The organism is Neisseria subflava (assembly GCF_003044935.1).
GTDB lineage: Bacteria > Pseudomonadota > Gammaproteobacteria > Burkholderiales > Neisseriaceae > Neisseria > Neisseria subflava_E.
This window is the reverse complement of record NZ_POXP01000001.1, coordinates 256,484-276,592: the sequence shown is the minus strand read 5'-3', so window position 1 is coordinate 276,592 and position 20,109 is coordinate 256,484. Positions and strand designations below refer to the sequence as shown.

Genomic DNA, 20,109 nt, shown 5'->3' with positions numbered 1-20,109 from the left:
GACGGCCTTTTGTTAAAAAATAAAAGAAACGAAAGATTAAAAAGACAGACTCAAATCTGTTCTTTACTGTTTTCCATCTAACCTTTATTAGATTACGCCGAACGAGCCAGCGCTTCCGCTGCTTTTTGCACCATATCCGGCGTCAGCTTGTTCAAACAATCCGTATGCCCCAACGGACATTCACGTTTGAAACAAGGTGAACAATCCAAATTCAAGCTGACGATTTTTGCCTTTTGGCTGAGAGGCGGCGTATGGTCAGGGCTGGATGAGCCGTAAACCGCAACCAATTTCCGATCAAGCGCGGCCGCAAGGTGCATCAGACCGCTGTCGTTGCACACAACCGTATCGGCGCAAGACAACAAATCAATGGCTTCAGAAAGATTGGTTTTGCCACAAAGATTGGTGCAAAGGCCGTCTGAAAGTCGGTTGATTTCATCTGCAATATCAAAATCTTTTTGCGAACCAAACAGCCAAACCTGCCAACCCTCTGCCAAATATCGGCGACCGAGTTCGGCAAAATGACGCGCAGGCCAACGCTTGGCCGGGCCATACTCCGCACCGGGACAAAATGCCAAAATCGGCTTATCCGTCGCCAAACCATGTTTTGCCAAAGCGGCTTGACGGCTTTCGGGATCAATCTTAAAACACGGATTATCGGAATGCCCGTTAAAATCCGCTTGGGTCGGATGCGCCAGCGCAGTATAGCGGTCGACCATCAGGGGCAACGCGACCTTATCCAACTTGCGGATATCGTTCAGTAAAAAATAGCGCGACTCGCCGACGTAGCCCGTACGTTGCTTGATGCCCGTAGCCAAGGCAATAATGGCGGATTTGAGCGAACCGGGCAAAACAATCACTTGATCATAGCCTTCTTTTCCCAATTCGCGACCGATATGCCAGCGTTTTTTCAATTCCAACGCACCATGTCCAAACGGGTTTTCCATCACACGGCTAATTTCAGGCATACGCTCAAATACGGCCATCGACCATTTGGGCGCAAAAGCATCAATAGTGCAGCCGGGATGCAGCTCATGCAAACGGCGATAAAGCGGTTGGGTCATGACGCAGTCGCCAATCCAGCTTGGGGTAATAATCAGGATTTTTTTGGACATAATGAAATGTGTTTTTAATTTTGGCTTATTGTAATACGATTTTTAAAAGGCCGTCTGAAACTCGGTTTAATCTCTCAGTTCAAAACGTACTAGTTGATACATGTCATTTCAGCGCATGAAGCGTTCGTCTTCCCAATTATTCGGCAAATTCTGCAAATACCCAACCTGAAACACCAGGCTAAACGGCGGCAAACAATATTTGCTTCATTTTTAAAACCTTATAAAAACAGAAAGGCCGTCTGAAATATTTTCAGACGACCTTTTTATAGTGGGTTAACGATGGTAGTTAGGCGCTTCTTTAGTGATTTGTACGTCGTGAACGTGGGATTCGCTCATACCGGCAGAAGTGATTTCCACAAATTCTGCTTTCTCGTGCATTTCAGCAATATTGGCACAACCCAAGTAACCCATGCTGGAGCGCAGACCGCCGGTCAGCTGGTGGATGATGTTCACAATCGGGCCTTTGTAAGGAACGCGGCCTTCGATGCCTTCAGGAACATATTTGTCTGTGCTGTCGGTTTTGTCTTGGAAGTAGCGGTCGGCAGAACCTTGGCTCATCGCACCCAACGAACCCATGCCGCGGTAAGACTTGTAAGAGCGGCCTTGGTAGAGTTCGATTTCGCCCGGTGCTTCTTCCGTACCGGCAAACATACCGCCGAGCATGACGCTGTATGCACCTGCTGCCAGAGCTTTGGCAATATCGCCGGAGAAGCGGATACCGCCGTCGGCAATCAGGGGAACGCCTGTACCTTTCAGTGCTTCGGAAACATTGTGAATCGCAGTCAGTTGAGGCACGCCCACGCCTGCCACGATACGGGTCGTACAAATCGAGCCCGGGCCGATACCGACTTTAACGGCATCCGCACCTGCGGCCACCAAATCCAAAGCGGCTTTAGCAGTCGCGATGTTGCCGCCGATGACTTGGATGTGTGGGTAGGTTTCTTTTACCCAGCGCACGCGATCGATAACGCCTTGGCTATGACCGTGGGCAGTATCAACCACAATCACGTCCACACCTGCTTCTACCAATGCTTTGACGCGCTCTTCGGTATCGCCGCCGGTACCCACCGCGGCACCAACGCGCAGACGGCCTTCGGCATCTTTGTTGGCATTAGGGAATTCGGTTGTTTTCAGAATATCTTTAACTGTAATCAGACCTTTGAGTTCGTCTTGGTCGTTCAACACCAAAACGCGCTCAACTTTGTGCGCATGCATGATTTCGCGGGCTTCATCGATGCTGGTACCTTCAGGAACGGTAACCAAACGGTCGCGAGGGGTCATGATGGCAGAAACCGGCAGATCGACACGGTTTTCAAAACGCAGGTCGCGGTTGGTCACGATACCGACCACTTTGCCGTTTTCCACAACAGGCAGACCGGACATTTTGCGTTTGCGTTGTGCGCGCATTTCCAAGACTTCGCGGATCAATGCGGTCGGCGCAACGGTAACGGGATCTTTCACCACGCCGCTCTCATGGCGCTTCACTTTGGAAACGGCACGCGCTTGCAACTCCGGCGTCATGTTTTTATGGATAATGCCGATGCCGCCTTCTTGAGCCATAGAAATGGCCAGACGCGCTTCGGTAACGGTATCCATTGCAGCAGAAAGTAGAGGGAGGTTGAGCGAGATATCGCGGGTGAGTTTGGTTTGAAGTTTGACATCTCGAGGCAGCACGTTTGAGTGCGCTGGAACCAACAAAACGTCGTCGAAAGTATAGGCTTTTTCTACAATACGCATGATGCTCGGTCTTTCAGTTTGTGCAAGATGCACGGCATTATATCACACCGGCTTGATGCTAACATTGGCAATACATGTTTTAACGTTATTTTTTTACATGATTTGATCCGCAGTACAAAAATATGCCAACGCATTTCAGTTTCAAGTAAAATAGGTCGGATGAGAACATCATTTACATAAGGGAAACCCATGAAATCTTCCGTACTCAAAACCTGTCTGATAGCAGCCCTTCTCTCTTCCGCCGCCCTGACCGGCGCGGCCGAGGTTTACACTTGGAAAGGCGCGTCGGGCAACAGCTATTCCGATACGCCAAACCGTCTGCAACCCAAGCGTTCCGGCGTGGTCAACATCCGCACACACAACGTCAAACCTGCCGTTGCGCCTGCTGTTGCGGCATCTGAGCCGGTTGCCGAGCAACCCAACGAACAGGTCGCGGAACAAAACAAACAAATCGAAGAGCGCAATAAAAAAATCGAAGAGCAAAACCGCCAAAACAAGCTGGAAAACTGCAAAATCGCCAAAATCAACCGCCAAGTCGCCGAAAGCGCACGCTTGGCCAATCGCGACAGCCTGATTAAGCAATACCAAAACGACGTCAATAAATACTGCAATTAAGCTCTCAAATAACAATATCAAAAAGGCCGTCTGAAATTTAATTTCAGACGGCCTTTATTTTTCACTCCATCAATAATACAGTTGAACCAACAACAAACCGATGGCTAAGCTGAATGCCATGCTCAACAGGCCCGGAATCATGAAGCTGTGGTTGAAGATAAATTTGCCGATTTTGGTTGAGCCGGTTGTATCAAAGTCGATAGCGGCAATAATCGGACCGTAGTTCGGAATGAAGAAATAGCCGTTTACCGCAACAAATGTGCCGATAATGATGGGCGCAGGAATACCCAGTTTGATGGCGATCGGAAACAGCGTTGCCACTGTCGCGCCTTGGCTATTGACCAATACCGACAAGACAAACAGGGCAAAGGCAAAGGTCCATGGTGCAGATTCAACCAAATGGCTGACTGTCGATTCCACTTCTGTTAAGTGGCCGTTCATCAAGGTATCGCCCAACCAAGCCACGCCAAACACCGCAATCACGGCACGCATACCGGCATGGAATACCGAACCTCGGGTAATCGCATCGCCATTGGGTTTACACGCCAAGATAATCAATGCAGAAGCAGACAACATCACGATTTCAATCGTATGCGCCATGCCCATAGGCTTGATCGCGCCATCGTGTTCAAAAGCCGGACGCAGCTCAGGCAGCGCACCCATCACAACTACCAGCAATGCCGCAGTCAAGAAAATACCGACTGACAATTTGGCTTTCGGCGAAATGGCGACATCGGTTTGTTGTTCCTCCACATCGATGTATTCTTTCACATAGTTCGGGTCTTTCAGCAAAGCCTGATAATGCGGATCGTCTTTCAATTCTTTGCCCAGTTTGTTTACGAACACGCAAGCCAAACCGATACCCAAAATCGTGGACGGAACAGTAACTTTCAACACATCCGCCATCGTGATGTGTTGCGGCTCAAGCATGGTAACACAGGCAACAACCGCGGCGGCAATCGGGCTGGCAACGATCGCAAATTGGGAAGCAATAACCGCCATCGTCAACGGACGGGAAGGACGGATGCCATTGCGACGGCTGACTTCGGCAATCACGGGCAAGACCGAGTAAGCCACATGGCCCGTACCTGCCAACACGGTAAAGGTATAAGTCACCGCCGGCGCGATAAAGGTGATGTATTTCGGATTGCGGTGCAACACGCGCGTGGCAATCTTAATCATATAGTCCAAACCGCCGCTGGCCTGCATGGCCGCCGCGGCAGACACTACCGCCATAATCATCAGCATCACATCAATCGGCGGGCTGGTCGGCTGAAGATGGAAACCAAAAGACAATACGGCCAAGCCGATACCGCCGAGCACGCCCAAACCAATACCGCCAACCTGCGCACCAATCAGGATACACAGCAGCACAACGGCAAACTGGATAAAAAACATAGTTGACATAACAACTCCCAAAATCCGGCCTTAGCCGAAATAAAATTACAAACGGTTGGATTATAGAGTAAACCCTCTTTCCTAACCATACTTTACCTAATTATACATACTGGTCTATATCAAATAAATAATATCCTCATTTAAACACTAGGTTTTAAAAATACAAAAGAGGCCGTCTGAAAATTTTCAGACGGCCTCTATGATTTAAAAAGATGATAAGGCTATTTTCCGGCTACTTCTTCATCTTTTATAAAATCCGATACGCCATGAACACAGCGGATTTTGCGTTCCGACAAAGTTGCCTCCAACAAGGCATCGTTTTGCGGCAATGAATCGCGTTCTGCCTCATTGTGCCAGAGGTGGTACGCAATGCCGGCAAATTTCAGATTATGGCGCTTCATCCCGTTATGATAGCAACGGGCGACAAATTCGCTGTCCTCCCTGCCCCAGCCGACAAAGCTATTGTCAAACCCGTTGACGGCAAGCGCATCGCTGCGGAAAAAGCCCATATTGCAGGTTTTGATGCCTTTGTGTTTGCGGTTGCCTTTTCGGCCTGTCAATTTGGCCAAACAACGGCAGCGCAGGGCGGAAAGCCGTTTTTCTATTCCCGAGCTGAACATGGACAAAGCAGGCAAATCGCCTTCGTCCAAAATATCCTGCGTTTTATCCTCAGTCAAAATCACGCGGGAACCCTGTATCAGACGGCCTTTGCGGGCAATCTTCAAATGATCGGCGATAAAAGACGGATCCAAGACCATATCGCCGTCAATCAACACAATATAATCACTTTTCGCCTGCGCCAACGCACGGTTGCGCGATTCGGCGGCACGAAAGCCCCTATCCGGCTGCCATGAATGCTTAACGGGAATACTTGTCCTGCGGCGGATAAAATCAACCACTTCGGCGGTTTCCTGCCTTGAGCCATCATCCGCGACAATAATCTCATCCGGCAGACGGGTTTGCGATAAAGCCGATTTCAACACCAGCTCCAAAGCATCTGGGCGGTTGTAAGTGGTAATGATGAGGGAGACGGTTATCGTGCGGTTGCGCTCGTAGAGTTTGACATATTTGTAATACGAACCTTGTGCATTGGAAACTGAAATCGTCAGGCCGTCTGCACCATAGGCAAAACCGCGCTTGAGCAGGTAATTCTTCACAAACGATACGCCGCCATGCAGCAAAGCCTTAAACGGCGAACTGTCTTTCTTAAAACGATTTTCTTCCGCATACAGCGAACTGTACTGCTGCATTTTTTGGATCAGTCCTTCGGCGTTTTCAAAAGAATAATGTTTCAGACGGCCATCAAGTTGTTTAACCTTGGCTTCCTGCGGCAACACCAAAGACTCATGCACCTGACGGTCGGAAAAACGGGTAAATCTGCGATGATAAAGGCGCGGAATAATATCCGGATACCAGCCGCAGCCTTTAATCAGCCTGCCGTGATAATGGTTCAAACGGGAAAGCGAAAAAATATGTTCCTTCTCATTTTCCAAAACGGCCGCACGAATGGATTCGATTAAAGCCTCATCCGCCACTTCATCGCTGTCTATGCTGAAAATCCAATCGTTTTGCGCCAGTCTGGCCGCCAGATTTTTCATCGGGCCAAACCCGATAAAGTCATGCTTGTAATAGCTGACATTGGAAAAGCCCTTGGCAATTTCAAAAGTACGGTCGGTCGAGCCGTTGTCCAACAGCAGGACTTCGTCAAAGTCTTTCAGTGCACTCAAAACTTCTGAAAGATAACGTTCTGAATTTTTTACCAACATGGCGGCGGTTGCCGGAATTGTGTGCATCATAAAAAGGCCGTCTGAAAAAGGAAGCTGTATTTTAACCGATATACCGCTACAATATGTCCTCCTTTTTTCAGACGGCCTGACTCATGCAGCTTATTCTTGCCCCCATGCAGGGGCTGGTGGACGATGTGATGCGCGACTTGTTGACGCGCATCGGCGGATTTGACGAATGCGTCAGCGAATTTGTCCGCATTACGCACACGGTCCACTCACGCGCCACTTGGCTTAAATATGTTCCCGAAATCGCCCATGCCAACCGCACGCCGGCCGGCACGCCCTGTACTGTCCAACTTTTGGGCAGCGATGCGGAAAACATGGCCGTCAATGCTTTGGAAGCCGTGCGTTTCGGTGCGGACAAAATCGACCTCAACTTCGGCTGCCCCGCGCCGACGGTCAACAAACACAAAGGCGGTGCAGTCTTACTCAAAGAGCCCGACTTGATTTACCACATCGTCCGCACCCTGCGCCAACGCCTTCCGCAACACATTCCGCTGACTGCCAAGATGCGGCTCGGTTATGAAGATAAAAGTCTGGCATTGGAATGTGCTTCCGCGATTGAAAACGGCGGCGCATGTGCATTAACCGTCCATGCGCGCACCAAAGTCGAAGGCTACGAACCGCCGGCACATTGGGAATGGGTGCGCAAAATCCGCGATGCAGTCAGTATTCCCGTTACTGCCAACGGCGATGTATTCAGCCTTCAAGACTATCTCGACATTAAAACCGTCAGCGGATGCGACAGCGTGATGCTCGGGCGCGGCGCAGTTATCCGTCCCGACTTGGCGCGGCAAATCAAGCAATATGAAAACGGCGAAACAGTCAAAGACACCGACTTTGCCGAAGTCTCCTCATGGATAGTCCAGTTCTTCGACTTGTGCCTTGCCAAAGAAGCCAACAACAAATATCCGGTTGCCCGTTTGAAACAGTGGCTGGGCATGATGAAAAAAGAGTTTGAACAAGCGCAGGTATTGTTTGACCGCATCCGCGCCGTCAAAGAAGCGGATGAAGTAAAACAGATTCTGCTGTCATTTGAACAAGAGATGCATTCATGATTCAAAAAGGCCGTCTGAATTTCAGACGGCCTTTAATATGATTACTGACAGATATAATCAGCCAACAGTCTGCCTTTTTCCGCACTGGCTGCATTGGCCATATTTACCTGTCTGGTCTCAGGGCCATTCTTGGATTTCAGGGCTTCGCCATATTTTCTGGCAAACTCTTTATTGGCACTGGTCACTCTTGACTCAGTGGAATCCAATATAAACCCGTCTTGCTCATATTTGCCTTGCGCAGTGATAATCAAGATATTTTCAGGCGAAGGATAATCCGGAAAATTAACATAGTTGGTAACCAGCTTGTAGGAAACACCTTTGCCGTGTTTCATATCCTGACAGATGCCGTTAGGCGCGGTAAAGACTGCATGGCCGATACGGCCGTGGCCGAAATCGTAAAAATCGATTCTCTTCGCAGAAGCCAATTGTTTTTTATCGTTGCCGTCATTTACATTTAATGACTTGCCGTTTACCAGAAACAGGGTTGGCAACAAGGGGCTGCCATGAGAGGCTTCCAAATTATATGCTTCGCCCAACAGCTTGCCCTGACGATACACAGTCAAGACAGGCTTTTTCAGACCATTTTCCGGATTGCCGGTTTTCTTAAAAGAAATCTTCTGAAGTACATTGCCAAATTCATAATAAGGTCGCGACTGCACGCCTGTTTTCGTATCCTGCAGGGCGCTCCAGCTGCCGTCCATCGTTTGGGCGCACGCAGTCAGAGCAACAAACAGAATACCCGATAGTAAAACTTTAGAATGTTTCATTCATAAACTCCTTCTCAAGTAAACAAAAGAACGGATGTGTGCCTTTACTACCTAATTTTGTTTCTTTATTAAAATTTTAGAACTATTATACTAACTTAGCAAGGGATTAAAGAACAGGCCGTCTGAACATTCAGACGGCCTTGATTAAGCTCAAATTTTAAGAAGCCAAAACGCGGTGGAACAAAATCTCATTTTCCAAATGGATATGGTCTTTCAAATCGTCCACCATCTCTTTGGCCAAAGTGTACAAACGGGTCCAGCTGCCGCAAGCGCCTTCGGGAAGCTCAAAATTATTGGTCAATTCTTCCAAGCGCGCGATGGCCTGATCGTGGTCTTCGTGTTCATGCATCATCACGCTGATGGGCATGGCTGCGCCGCGACCCACACCCTGATTAATCATCGGGAACAACATGCGTTCCTCTTTCATCATGTGCATCAACAGCTCGTTTTGCATATAGGCCAACAAATCAGGCACTTCGGCAGGGAAAGTGTCGGCATGAACCTGCGCCACTTTTTGCGCCAGCGGAACCAACTCTTCAAACTGGGCGCGGTGGACATTGTGGTAACGCTGCAAAATATGGTCAATGGTGGAATTGAAAGGTGCGGTTTCCCAAACGGTAAAGTCGGTCATGGCTGTGTTCCTTTAAAGATTGATATTGGATGAATGTTAGACATAAGGATACACGCTGCAAACGGCTTTGTATAGTTTTTTAATTGCTTAATTAATTGATAATAAAAGTTATTTTCAAATTTAAAATAACAAACAGGCCGCCTGAAACATAAGGCTAACGTTTCAGACAGCCTACCCTTTTCTTAAATAATCCAACGATATAACGCAATCATCACCGGCATAGTTACCACACAAAGTAAGGTCGTCAGCCCATAAATCGCGCTGGCTTTTTGGGCATTTTTGCCGTAAACAACCGCCATTTGGGTAACTGTCGAAGCGGCAGGCGAAGTCGTTGCCAAAAAGCTGATCAAAACAACCGTATCCGCATGCGCATCATGATGGGCAAAACCACAGACTTTGACGGCAAAAAGCAATAATATCGGAATCAAAATCAACCTTAAAAAAGCAACGAGATAAAGCCTCGGTGTCCACACAATCGAACGCAACGGCAAAGAGGCCAGCAGCATGCCCGCCACCAACATGGCAACTGGGCCAATCATACTGCCCACCGTCGCCAAAGTATTATCGACAATATGAGGCAGCTTGATTTGAAAGGCAAACATCAGCAGCCCGACCAACATGGATAAGATGTTGATATTGGTAAAAATGGTTTTCCAAGCCACATTGCCTCGACCGCAAATCAACAGGCGCAGATGCGTCCAAAACAAAAACGTCTGCACCATGATAAAACCGCTGGTGTAAATCACCCATTCCGGCCCAAAGACCGACATTACCAAAGGGATAATCAGGTTGCCCGAATTGCTGTACACCGTCGCTGCGTGTTCGAGCGCATCGAGTTTGAACAAGTGTTTAAACAACCTGCCCAAAACAATCAACACCACATGGAAAAACACTGCCAGCATGACGGAAAGCTTCAGCCCTTCGATAATCTGCGGCATATTGTCCATCTGAAAAGCATGAATCATGACGGACGGGCTGATCAGGTAAAGCGCGATGACCGAGAGCGTATAGCTGTTTTCCGATTTCAACAGCCCTGCCTTCACCAAGGCCACGCCCATCAAAACAATCAACGTCAGCTCGGTAATTTTTCCGGCAAGCAGGAAAGAGGTTTCCATAATAAAAAAGCGGCAAAAACATTGATTTTACGCTTCTACCGCTTGGCATGCCAAATTCAGACGGCCTGAAGCCTTTTTCCAACAACCCGACATAATTTGCCCTACCGCAAAGCAAATCAATATAAATCTGTCCGTATATCCGCTATAATCAGCCATTTTCTTCAAACAGGAAACATCATGTCCCCCAGCCGTTTCAATCAAACGGGCCCCAAAATCGGCCTGAGCGTACGCCTTGCAGAAACCCAAGCTGAAATCGAAGCCGCCCAAAGATTGCGCTATCAGGTTTTTGCCCAAGAACTGGGGGCGGAAATCGAAAGCGATGACGGCCGCGATGTCGATCCTTATGATGAGCATTGCCACCACCTGCTCGCGTTTGACGATGCAACCGGCGAGGTAATCGGCTGTTACCGCCTGATTACCGAAGAAACCGCAAAAAAAGTCGGCGGCTGGTACAGCGAGCATGAATTCGACCTTGAGCCTTTAAAAGATATCCTGCCGCAAACCGTCGAACTCGGCCGCGCCTGTACCCACCCGGACTACCGCAACGGCGGTTTGGTCATGCTGTTGTGGACCGGTTTGGTCAAATTCATGAAAGACGAAAACCTGCGCTTTATGATTGGTTGCGGCAGTATCGAAATGCGCGACGGCGGCAACGATGCGGCCGGTCTGTATCATGCTTTGAAAGACAAATACCTCGCTCCGGAACAATGGCGCGTCAAACCGCTCAACCCGCTCAAATGGGACAGCATCACGCCGTCTGAAAATCCGCCCGTACCTGCCCTGATCAAAGGCTATCTCAAAGCAGGCGCGTGGTTCTGCGGCGAGCCTTGCGTCGATGAAGCATTCAACTGCGCGGATGTGCTGATCATGATGGACATCAACCACCTTTCCGACCGCTACTTGCAGCGTTTTGCCCCTAAAACCGATTCATAATAAAAGGCCGTCTGAAACTTCAGACGGCCTGCCTAATCTTTATAAAAAAACACACACAATGACCGCCAAAATCCGTTTTATCTTCCGTCTTCTCTGCATTGCCGGCTGCCTTTTATACGGCATGGCCGAAATGTTTTTTCTGTTTCCCTTTTACAGCAGCAAACGCAAACTGCGCGCGATCCAATTATGGTCGCTGCGCGTGCTCGCTTCCTGCGGCATGAAACTGCAAACTTTCGGCACGCCGCCGCAAGAAGATCGCGGTCAGCTGATTATCAGCAACCATATTTCATGGTTGGACATTATGGCGGTCAACGGTGCTTTCCCCGGCCGTTTTGTGGCTAAAGACGATGTGGCCAAATGGCCTGTGGTCGGTTATCTTGCCACACAGGCTCAAACGGTTTACGTCTCGCGCAACCGCGGCATCAAAGGCAATTCTGCCAAAATCGCCGGCGTAACCGAAGCGCTGAAAAACGGCGATACCGTCACCATTTTTCCCGAAGGCACCAGTACCGAAGGCCGTGAAATCCTGCCGTTCAAACCGAGCTTTTTTCAGACGGCCTATGATGCAGGCGTACCGATTATTCCGGCACTCTGCCGCTATCCGAATCCAGACGGCAGCAGCCCCAATCCGCACACTGCCTACTACGGCGACATCAGCCTCTGGCAATCTATCTGCATGGTCATCAGCCAGCCTTCCAACACGGTCGAACTGCATTTCCTCGATCCGATTGAAGCAGGAGAAGACCGCTACGCTACTGCGCTTCAAGTACACGCCCTGTTGAGCGAAAAGCAAAAACAGTTGGGTTGATCAAAAAAAGGCCGTCTGAATGTTCAGACGGCCTTTTCCATTATCTTATGCCTTAAGATGAATATTGAACCGAATCGCTACCGCTTTTCTTTTGAATAAATTCAATTTTGTAGCCATCTGGATCTTCAACAAACGCAATCACAGTCGTGCCGTGTTTCATCGGGCCGGCTTCGCGTACCACTTTACCTCCCATTTCTTTGACACGCTCGCACGCCGCGTAAGCATCATCGACTTCAATCGCGATATGGCCATAAGCATCGCCCAAATCGTAAGACTCGGTATCCCAGTTGTGGGTCAGTTCCAAAACAGTATGGTCCGCTTCATCGCCATAACCGACAAAAGCCAAAGTAAAACGGCCTTCGGGATAATCGCGGCGGCGCAGCAGTTGCATATTCAATACGTTTTGATAGAAATTCAAAGAGCGTTCGAGATTGCCGACACGCAGCATAGTATGAAGCAAGCGCATGATATTGTTCCTTTCTGAATTATGTTTGGTCATGGATTATAACACATCGGGCACCATCCTCTTCAGCCTCAAAATACCGACACTGAAACTGCATAAAAATGAAGCACACACCCTGCCGTCATTTGAATTTCATGTATTAACAAGCACACCGACTGACTAAATTGCTATAATCGCCACAATTACAACACAACACTTCAAACTGTCATGAAAACCTTTGTTCTTCCAGATACCCGCCCTTATCCGCAGAGCCCTATCAAAAACTACCTTCTGCTCAATGCCTATCAGCTGGCGCACAACTCCTCCTCCGCATCACGCAAGCTTTCGGCCGGCCAACTGCAAACCGAAATCCGCACCATGCTCAGCCAAAACCATTACATCAACCTTTCATTGGCGATGACCATGGCGCCCGATGTCGGCACTTACACCAGCCTGATTCAAAGCGTGGGCGAAGTCCTGAAGGCAGAAAACGATAACGAAGCCCAATGGTTTGCCCTGCCTGTCGTTTTGGTCGCCGGTTGCAAAAAAGAACAAACCCTGCCGCTCACGCTGCCTACCGAAGCCCTCTTCGCCTGCCTGCAAAACTACCCCAACCTGCGTGCCCTCACGCAAAACACGCAATGGCTGCCTTACCTCGTCCAATCTACCGACTTGAGCAGCGTTACCCCGGGCGAATGGTTCCAAGCCAAGCAAAACGATGAAGCGGCAGGCGCATTCCTGCAAAAATTCGAATACAAACCATTGACGCTGCCCGAAGGTCAATCCGTCCATGTTGTTTACGCGCTGGGCTACGGCAATAAAGACATTCAGACTGCCTTGGGCCTTAACCTGCAACAGGCAGGCCTGCCATTGATGCAGGTTTGGCAAGAGCATCTCGCCCTCGACGGCGTTACCCTCTTTACCAACCCGCTCTCGCCCAATACGCCGCTTGACGCACTGACCGACGGCAGCCACACCCGCCAACGCATGGCCATGGACGTTTTTGCCACCAACGCTATCCGCGCCATCCGTATGCAAAGCCCGCGCGTCGGCGTTGTTGCCGCAGCGAAAGCGGACGGCAAGCTCCAGTTCAGCTTCAACGCGACAGACAGCGCGTTTGAAATTGTTCCACAGACCTTCACTTGGGAGCTGGCTTCAACCGACAATATCGCCATCGTTCAGCAAAACTTCCTCGACCTGATGGCAGAATGCCGAATCGAGCACCTCTATCTGCTGCACAACCCATTGGGCGAAAACGAGAACATCCCTACTTATGCCCAAGCGTTGAAACTGGAAGGTCATAATCCTTTCTTCAGCAATGTAAACTAAATTGAAAATGCAACACGCCAAGTCCGTCTGAAAACGGTTTAGCGTGTTGCATTGATTTTCAAACCTTACCGCTCATTTTCACGCATATGAAAACCCACAAAATCCTTTTCGTCTGCCTCGGCAACATCTGCCGCTCCCCCATGGCCGAATACGTCCTGCGCCACCGCGCCCGCGAAGCAGGCATGGGCAATGCCGTCATTACTGCCAGCGCAGGCACATCAGGTTGGCACGACGGAGAAGACATGCACGAAGGCACGCGCCGCGCGCTCAAGCAACACGGCATCGACCCGTCAGGCTTTACCAGCAGCAAAATCAAACCCAGCGATGCCGAGCATTTCGACTACATCATCGTGATGGACGACAACAACCTCAGAGAAACTGAAAAGCAGCTCGGTTTCCACCCCGGCAAAATCTTCAAACTGACCGACCTTATCCCCGATTCAGGTTACAACCACGTTCCCGATCCGTGGTACACAGGCGACTTTGACGAAACCTACCGTCTGGTCGATGCCGGCAGTTTGGCCTTGTTGGAAAAATTGAAACAGGCTTAAACCGGCTTGAACAATAAAAGGCCGTCTGAACAGGTATCTCAAAAGCCATGCTTTCGTGATTACCTGTTCAGACGGCCTTTATCTATGACCGCAATCAACCTACGCGATAAAACGCCAGACTGCCCAATAAATTCGGCAGATGTTTGACCTGTCGGTTGCCCGTCATGACCGCACGCTCAAGCACACGGATTTTATTTTTGGCACACAATAAATCGAAGTCTTTGAGGGTACACCAATGGATATTGGGCGTATCGTACCAATGATACGGCATCCGCTCGGAAACCGGCATATGGCCGCCAACGGCGATTTGAAAACGGTTGCGCCAGTAGCCGAAATTAGGGAAGCTGACAATAGCCTGCTTGGCCACGCGCATCAGGCAGCGCAGGATTTTTTCCGTGTTCTGCATCGCCTGAATGGTTTGGCTCAAGACAATCACATCAAAACTTTGATCGCCAAAAGCCACCAAACCTTCTTCCAAGTCGGCCTGAATGACATTCACGCCACGGGATATGGCGGCAATCACGCTGTCGGTATCTATTTCAACGCCGTAGCCGGTGCAATTTTTATGTTCCACCAACGCAGCCAACAGCTCGCCGTCGCCGCAGCCTAAATCAAGTACGCGGCTGCCTTCGGGTATCCAATCGTAAATGAGTTGCAAATCGTCGCGCAGATTCATTTTTGGCAGTCCTTGTAAACGTTGTTCATATAAGCGGCAACCGCGCGGATATAGGCTTCGTCTTCCATCAAGAAGGCATCGTGGCCGTGATTGGATTTGACTTCAATGTATTGCACGGATTTTTGCGCGGCGATTAATGCCTTGACCAATTCATGCGAACGTTGTGGCGAGAAGCGCCAGTCGGTGCTGAAGCTGGCAACGAAGAATTTGGCCTGTACATTCTCCACAGCGCGCGTGAGGTTGTGGCCGTAATCGGCGGCCGGGTCAAAATAGTCGAGTGCCTTGGTCATCAGAAGATAAGTGTTGGCATCAAAGCGACCAACAAACTTGTCGCCTTGATAGCGAAGATAAGATTCCACTTCAAACTCAACGCCGTAACCATACTGATAACCGTCTGATTTTAAATCGCGGCCGAATTTTTTACCCAAGCCGTCTTCGGCAAGATAGGTAATGTGTCCCATCATGCGCGCGATACGCAAACCGCGTGAAGGAACGGTATGATGGCTGCGGTAATTGCCTTCATGGAAATCGGGATCGGTCAAAATCGCCTGACGGGCAACATCGTTAAACGCGATGTTTTGAGTGGAAAGTTTAGGCGCAGAAGCGATAACGAGCGCGTGGGCAACGCGTTCAGGCAAAGAAATCGTCCATTGCAATGCCTGCATGCCGCCCAAGCTGCCGCCGACAATGGCCGCCCACTTTTGAATACCGAGATAATCGGCAAGCATGGATTGGGACTTCACCCAGTCTTTGACGGTTACAACCGGAAAATCCGCGCCATATTCGTGGCCGGTTTCAGGATTTTCGGACAAAGGGCCGGTACTGCCGTCGCAGCCGCCCAAGTTGTTCAAACCGACCACAAAAAAGTGTTCGGTATCGATGGGTTTGCCGGGGCCGACCATATTGTCCCACCAGCCGGCGTATTTATCCTCCGCACTGTGCTTGCCGGCAACGTGATGATTGCCTGACAGGGCGTGGCAGATAAGGACGGCATTGCTTTTGTCGGCATTGAGTGTGCCGTAGGTTTCAATCATCAGGTCGAAACGAGGTAAGGTTTTGCCGTTTTCCAGAGCAAGCGGTGTGTCAAACGGGATTTTCTGGGGCGTTACAATGCCCACTGAGGCATTTGTTGTCATTTGTAATTTCCAAGTGAAGCGGCAAAAGGGGTATTATAACGTTTCGTTTTTGTTTTGTGCATGAGGCTTCAGACGGCCTGCCCTGATTAAAGGCAATATTTTTGGGAGAATGTGGAATGATAGGCAGGCTTTTGCGATTTTTTTTCTTTTGCGCCATCGCTGCATTGATTGTGAACCGTTTGTTCAGCCGCCAACAAAAGCGCACCATTCGGGAAATCGCCAAAATCAGCGCGTGGGTATTGCTGGGCGCGGCGGCGGCTACGCTGTTTTGGTATTTGATGATGCTGTTTTTCAAGCATATTCCCAATTCTTATTGAAATAAAATATAAAAGGCCGTCTGAAAACCTTAATCCAGCGTTTTCAGACGGCCTTTTGATATTCAAACTTAAAACAATTCTTCCGGAATCTTGCAAACCGGAATCGGATTGACTTTGTGCTGCATGGCTTTGTGCAATCGGGTATAGATTGCCAAAACTTCGCGCTGTCTGCCTTCAAAATCTTCAGGCTTGTGGCTGCTATACACGCTCATCGCCCATTCGAGTTCAGGATAAGATGCGCCCATTTGTTCTTCATCGGTACGTTCGGTATCCCAAAGTCCGTCCGTCGGTACGGCTTTTTGAATGTCTTCCGATACGTCCAGTTCGGCTGCTAGCGCGTACACTTGAGTTTTGGTCAAATCGGCAATCGGGCTGATGTCCACGCCGCCGTCGCCGTATTTGGTGAAGAAACCGACGCCGAAATCTTCAATTTTGTTGCCTGTCCCCGCCACCAGCAAACCATGCAGCTGGCCGTAATAATAAAGCGTCGTCATGCGCAGGCGGCTGCGTGCATTGGCAAGTGCCAGCTGTTTGTTGGGAAATTCGGTTTCACTGACGTCAACGGTATCGGCAAAAGTATCAAAAGTTTGGGTCAAATCAACGCTTTGCGCTTTTACATTCGGATAACGCTGTTTCAGACGGCCCATGTGTTCTTGCGCGCGGTTGACTTGGTCGGATTTCTGACGAATCGGCATTTCCAACAACAAAACCGACAAACCGGTTTGCGCGGCAAGTGTGGAAACCACGGCAGAATCGATGCCGCCGGATACGCCGACGACAAAACCTTTGGCACGCGCCTGCTCGGCGTAATCTTTGAGCCATTGAACAATATGGCGGATGATGGCTTGGGTTTGCATAGGGATAAATGTTCGCTTCAAATAAAACGAATGATAGCCTGATTTGCACTTGTCTGAAAGACGACAGGGTATAATGCCCTTTTTATTTCTTGCACGCACACCATGTCCAAACCCATCCTTCTGCGCTGGCTCATCATCTGCCTGATTCCGCTCGCCACCCTTTTGTGGTTTGCCCTCAACCCGCCCGAAGACAAAACGCAACACCTCATCAACGGCATCATCCTTGCTTGCGAAGCCACGTTCCTATTCAAGTTCGTCCTCGTTGACGTCATCAAACACCACCTCAAACAAGAGCCTGAATTGAAACGGCAAAGCATTTGGATGTTTATCCCGATTATTTTGCTGATTGTTTATTTGTTCCATTATTTCGGCGCATTCTGATATTTTCAGACGGCCTTGGGCATATTTTTCCATGAACACCACCCCACCTTATACCTGCTGGATTTTCTGCAACGTCATCGACAACTTCGGCGACATCGGCGTTTCATGGCGGCTGGCGCGTGTTTTGCAACGCGAACTCGGCTGGCAAGTGCATTTGTGGACAGACGACTTTCCGTCCCTTCAGGCACTCTGTCCTGACTTAGCCTCGATTCCCAATATCCATCAAGGCATCGGCATTCACGCTTGGCAAGCCGATCATGCCGAAGATACCGATACAGTCCCTACCCCCGACATCGTCATCGAAACCTTCGCCTGCGAACTGCCCGACAACGTTCAATCCATCATCCGCCGACACCGACTGCTTTGGCTCAATTGGGAATACCTCAGCGCGGAAGACAGCAACGAGAGGCTGCACTTAATGCCCTCGCCCCAAGCCGGCGGCATACAGAAATACTTTTGGTTTATGGGTTTCAGCGAAAAAAGCGGCGGCCTGCTGCGCGAATGCGATTACGCCGAATCTGCCGGATTTGATACGGAAGCCTTACGCCGACAACTCAAACTTCCCGCAAAAAATGCGCCCGAATGGCTACTTTTCGGCTATCAAAGCGATATTTGGGCAAAATGGCTGACCATGTGGCAACAGGCCTGCCAACCCATTACCTTGCTATTTGCAGGTACACAAATCATCGCCAGCCTGAAAAACAGCGGCCTAGTGCCGCAAAATGCCCTGCTTGAAGACGGCGATATGTATCAGAGCGAACACATTACCCTGATCAAAATCCCTTTTGTCCCCCAACAGGATTTCGACAAACTGCTCAACCTTGCCGACGGCGCTGTCATACGCGGTGAAGACAGCTTTGTTCGCGCCCAGCTCGCCGGAAAGCCTTTCTTTTGGCACATCTACCCGCAAGAAGAAAATATCCATCTCGACAAGCTGCACGCGTTTTGGGACAAAGCGCATCAGGTTTATCCGGATGTTGTCGCCACGGCACACCGTCGCCTTTCCGACGAACTCAACAACGGCGAAACACTCAGCGACAGCCAACGCCTGCAGGCATGGCAAACCCTGACGGCACATCAAAACGAATGGCGGCAAAGCGCGGCAAAATGGCGGGACGGACTTTTTGCTCAAAAAAGTGCCGTTGAAAAACTTGCCGCCTTTATTTCAAAGCACAAAAAAATACGCTAAAATAGCGCGTTTTATTACAACCGATTTGATTGGAAAACTACAATGAAAACAGCACAAGAACTGCGCGCCGGCAACGTATTCATGGTTGGCAACGACCCTATGGTTGTTCAAAAAACCGAATATATCAAAGGTGGTCGCTCTTCCGCCAAAGTCAGCATGAAACTGAAAAACCTGCTGACCGGTGCCGCTTCTGAAAGCATTTACAAAGCCGACGACAAATTCGACGTCGTAATCTTGGCCCGCAAAAACTGTACTTACAGCTACTTTGCCGACCCAATGTACGTCTTCATGGACGAAGAATTCAACCAATACGAAATCGAAGCCGACAACATCGGCGACGCGTTGAAATTCATCGTTGACGGCATGGAAGACGTATGTGAAGTCACTTTCTACGAAGGCAACCCAATCTCCGTAGAATTGCCTACCATCATCGTTCGCGAAGTTGAATACACCGAGCCTGCCGTTAAAGGCGATACCTCCGGTAAAGTAATGAAAACCGCACGTCTGGTTGGCGGCACCGAAATCCAAGTGATGTCTTACATCGAAAACGGCGACAAAGTCGAAATCGATACCCGTACCGGCGAATTCCGCAAACGTGCTTAATCAGCCCGTAACACAAAAAGGCCGTCTGAACATTCAAACGGCCTTTTTATCAATCTACCTTATTGTTTCTTCAAGCCCTTGGCTGCAACAGTCGCAATCGTACCGTCAATGCCTTTGCTCTTAATCAGCTCGCCAAATTGGTTGCGGTATACCGTTACCAAGCTGGTACCGTCCACGCGGATGTTGTAAATCTTATACGCACCGCCACTTTGGTAAAGCTGGTAGGCCACTTCATACTTAGTGCCTTTTTTGGTCTGAATTTCTGAGAAAACGTCAAACTTATTGCCGTTTTCCGTCATCTTCGGCAACAGGCGCACATTCGCATCTGCCGCGCCAATTAACGCGGAATGCGAGTACATCGCAATGACCATGTCTTTGAATGCACGGATAAAATCGGTTTTCTGTTTAGCAGAAAATTCACGCCATGGCGCACCAACCGCCAAAGCCGAAATACGCTCATAATCCAGATAACGGTTGGCATACTGCTCAACCTGTTTCACACGTTGCGCCTCTGTCAAAGACGTGTTACGTGCAATTTTCAACACGGCATCAATGTTCTGCTGCATCTGTTTTTGCGCCGGATGCGTTTCCGCCGCCACATAAGGCGCGGCAATTACCATCGGTGCGGCCACAATCAAAGTCTGAAGAAAACGGTTCATGACGATAT

General features: G+C 49.5%; 22 protein-coding genes. 10 read left to right on the top strand and 12 right to left on the bottom strand.

What is annotated here, in order from left to right:
• Positions 1–92: 92 nt before the first annotated feature.
• Positions 93–1,112, bottom strand: a complete 1,020-nt coding sequence (waaF, locus tag DBY95_RS01335) for a lipopolysaccharide heptosyltransferase II (RefSeq protein ID WP_107723114.1) — start codon at positions 1,110–1,112, stop codon at positions 93–95.
• A gap of 273 nt (positions 1,113–1,385) precedes the next feature.
• A complete protein-coding gene (guaB, locus tag DBY95_RS01330; RefSeq protein WP_107723113.1) occupies positions 1,386–2,849 on the bottom strand; it encodes an IMP dehydrogenase in 1,464 nt (487 codons plus the stop codon).
• 189 nt (positions 2,850–3,038) lie between these two features.
• Between guaB and DBY95_RS01325 the strand changes: the two genes are divergently transcribed.
• Positions 3,039–3,464 carry a DUF4124 domain-containing protein gene (locus tag DBY95_RS01325; protein ID WP_049322303.1) on the top strand — a complete coding sequence of 142 codons (426 nt, stop codon included), beginning with the start codon at positions 3,039–3,041 and terminating at the stop codon, positions 3,462–3,464.
• Positions 3,465–3,533: 69 nt separating this feature from the next.
• On the opposite strand, the gene DBY95_RS01320 is transcribed toward DBY95_RS01325, so the two are convergent.
• Together DBY95_RS01320 and DBY95_RS01315 are read right to left on the bottom strand one after the other, a co-directional pair.
• The gene (locus tag DBY95_RS01320; protein ID WP_107723112.1) at positions 3,534–4,862 is read right to left on the bottom strand and encodes an anaerobic C4-dicarboxylate transporter family protein; all 1,329 of its coding nucleotides are present in this window, start codon (positions 4,860–4,862) and stop codon (positions 3,534–3,536) included.
• A gap of 221 nt (positions 4,863–5,083) precedes the next feature.
• A complete protein-coding gene (locus tag DBY95_RS01315; RefSeq protein WP_107723111.1) occupies positions 5,084–6,658 on the bottom strand; it encodes a glycosyltransferase family 2 protein in 1,575 nt (524 codons plus the stop codon).
• Positions 6,659–6,741: 83 nt separating this feature from the next.
• Between DBY95_RS01315 and DBY95_RS01310 the strand changes: the two genes are divergently transcribed.
• Positions 6,742–7,707, top strand: coding sequence for a tRNA dihydrouridine synthase (locus tag DBY95_RS01310; RefSeq protein ID WP_107723110.1), 966 nt, complete (start codon positions 6,742–6,744; stop codon positions 7,705–7,707).
• 41 nt (positions 7,708–7,748) lie between these two features.
• Here DBY95_RS01310 and DBY95_RS01305 read toward each other — a convergent pair whose 3' ends face one another.
• From DBY95_RS01305 to DBY95_RS01295, 3 genes are all read right to left on the bottom strand, one after another.
• Positions 7,749–8,474: a hypothetical protein gene (locus DBY95_RS01305; protein ID WP_107723109.1), complete on the bottom strand. Its 726-nt coding sequence runs from the start codon at positions 8,472–8,474 to the stop codon at positions 7,749–7,751.
• Positions 8,475–8,631: 157 nt separating this feature from the next.
• Positions 8,632–9,105, bottom strand: coding sequence for an iron-sulfur cluster repair protein DnrN (dnrN, locus tag DBY95_RS01300; protein ID WP_107697094.1), 474 nt, complete (start codon positions 9,103–9,105; stop codon positions 8,632–8,634).
• 182 nt (positions 9,106–9,287) lie between these two features.
• Positions 9,288–10,220, bottom strand: a complete 933-nt coding sequence (locus DBY95_RS01295) for an AEC family transporter (RefSeq protein ID WP_107723108.1) — start codon at positions 10,218–10,220, stop codon at positions 9,288–9,290.
• A gap of 177 nt (positions 10,221–10,397) precedes the next feature.
• On the opposite strand from DBY95_RS01295, the gene DBY95_RS01290 reads away from it, so the two are divergent.
• Together DBY95_RS01290 and DBY95_RS01285 are read left to right on the top strand one after the other, a co-directional pair.
• Positions 10,398–11,153: a GNAT family N-acetyltransferase gene (locus DBY95_RS01290; RefSeq protein ID WP_070625413.1), complete on the top strand. Its 756-nt coding sequence runs from the start codon at positions 10,398–10,400 to the stop codon at positions 11,151–11,153.
• A 58-nt stretch (positions 11,154–11,211) separates the two neighbouring features.
• Positions 11,212–11,961 (top strand): lysophospholipid acyltransferase family protein, encoded by a 750-nt coding sequence (locus DBY95_RS01285; protein WP_004519853.1) that lies wholly within the window; start codon positions 11,212–11,214, stop codon positions 11,959–11,961.
• 52 nt (positions 11,962–12,013) lie between these two features.
• Here DBY95_RS01285 and gloA read toward each other — a convergent pair whose 3' ends face one another.
• Complete coding sequence (gene gloA, locus DBY95_RS01280; protein ID WP_234394564.1) at positions 12,014–12,427, bottom strand: lactoylglutathione lyase; 414 nt, start codon at positions 12,425–12,427, stop codon at positions 12,014–12,016.
• 204 nt (positions 12,428–12,631) lie between these two features.
• On the opposite strand from gloA, the gene DBY95_RS01275 reads away from it, so the two are divergent.
• Both DBY95_RS01275 and DBY95_RS01270 read left to right on the top strand, forming a co-directional pair.
• Positions 12,632–13,732, top strand: a complete 1,101-nt coding sequence (locus tag DBY95_RS01275) for a conjugal transfer protein (RefSeq protein WP_107723106.1) — start codon at positions 12,632–12,634, stop codon at positions 13,730–13,732.
• A gap of 86 nt (positions 13,733–13,818) precedes the next feature.
• A complete protein-coding gene (locus tag DBY95_RS01270) occupies positions 13,819–14,283 on the top strand; it encodes a low molecular weight protein-tyrosine-phosphatase (RefSeq protein ID WP_003685247.1) in 465 nt (154 codons plus the stop codon).
• Positions 14,284–14,377: 94 nt separating this feature from the next.
• Here the strand turns inward: DBY95_RS01270 and metW are convergent, their stop codons facing one another.
• Positions 14,378–14,959, bottom strand: a complete 582-nt coding sequence (metW, locus tag DBY95_RS01265) for a methionine biosynthesis protein MetW (protein WP_004519858.1) — start codon at positions 14,957–14,959, stop codon at positions 14,378–14,380.
• Complete coding sequence (gene metX, locus DBY95_RS01260) at positions 14,956–16,095, bottom strand: homoserine O-succinyltransferase MetX (protein WP_107723105.1); 1,140 nt, start codon at positions 16,093–16,095, stop codon at positions 14,956–14,958. Before metX ends, metW begins: the two co-directional genes overlap by 4 nt.
• Before the next feature lie 116 nt (positions 16,096–16,211).
• On the opposite strand from metX, the gene DBY95_RS01255 reads away from it, so the two are divergent.
• Positions 16,212–16,412, top strand: coding sequence for a protein MIGRI (locus DBY95_RS01255; protein ID WP_003747144.1), 201 nt, complete (start codon positions 16,212–16,214; stop codon positions 16,410–16,412).
• 68 nt (positions 16,413–16,480) lie between these two features.
• On the opposite strand, the gene nadE is transcribed toward DBY95_RS01255, so the two are convergent.
• Positions 16,481–17,269, bottom strand: coding sequence for an NAD(+) synthase (gene nadE, locus DBY95_RS01250; RefSeq protein ID WP_107723104.1), 789 nt, complete (start codon positions 17,267–17,269; stop codon positions 16,481–16,483).
• Positions 17,270–17,371: 102 nt separating this feature from the next.
• Between nadE and DBY95_RS01245 the strand changes: the two genes are divergently transcribed.
• Genes DBY95_RS01245 through efp form a run of 3 tightly spaced genes read left to right on the top strand, consistent with a single transcriptional unit; the run spans position 17,372 to position 19,442 of the window.
• Positions 17,372–17,650: a hypothetical protein gene (locus DBY95_RS01245; RefSeq protein ID WP_107723103.1), complete on the top strand. Its 279-nt coding sequence runs from the start codon at positions 17,372–17,374 to the stop codon at positions 17,648–17,650.
• A gap of 31 nt (positions 17,651–17,681) precedes the next feature.
• Positions 17,682–18,839, top strand: a complete 1,158-nt coding sequence (earP, locus tag DBY95_RS01240) for an elongation factor P maturation arginine rhamnosyltransferase EarP (RefSeq protein WP_107723102.1) — start codon at positions 17,682–17,684, stop codon at positions 18,837–18,839.
• Between the two features lie 42 nt (positions 18,840–18,881).
• The gene (gene efp / locus DBY95_RS01235; protein ID WP_070608205.1) at positions 18,882–19,442 is read left to right on the top strand and encodes an elongation factor P; all 561 of its coding nucleotides are present in this window, start codon (positions 18,882–18,884) and stop codon (positions 19,440–19,442) included.
• 59 nt (positions 19,443–19,501) lie between these two features.
• On the opposite strand, the gene DBY95_RS01230 is transcribed toward efp, so the two are convergent.
• Complete coding sequence (locus tag DBY95_RS01230) at positions 19,502–20,101, bottom strand: MlaC/ttg2D family ABC transporter substrate-binding protein (RefSeq protein WP_107723654.1); 600 nt, start codon at positions 20,099–20,101, stop codon at positions 19,502–19,504.
• Positions 20,102–20,109 lie beyond the last annotated feature (8 nt).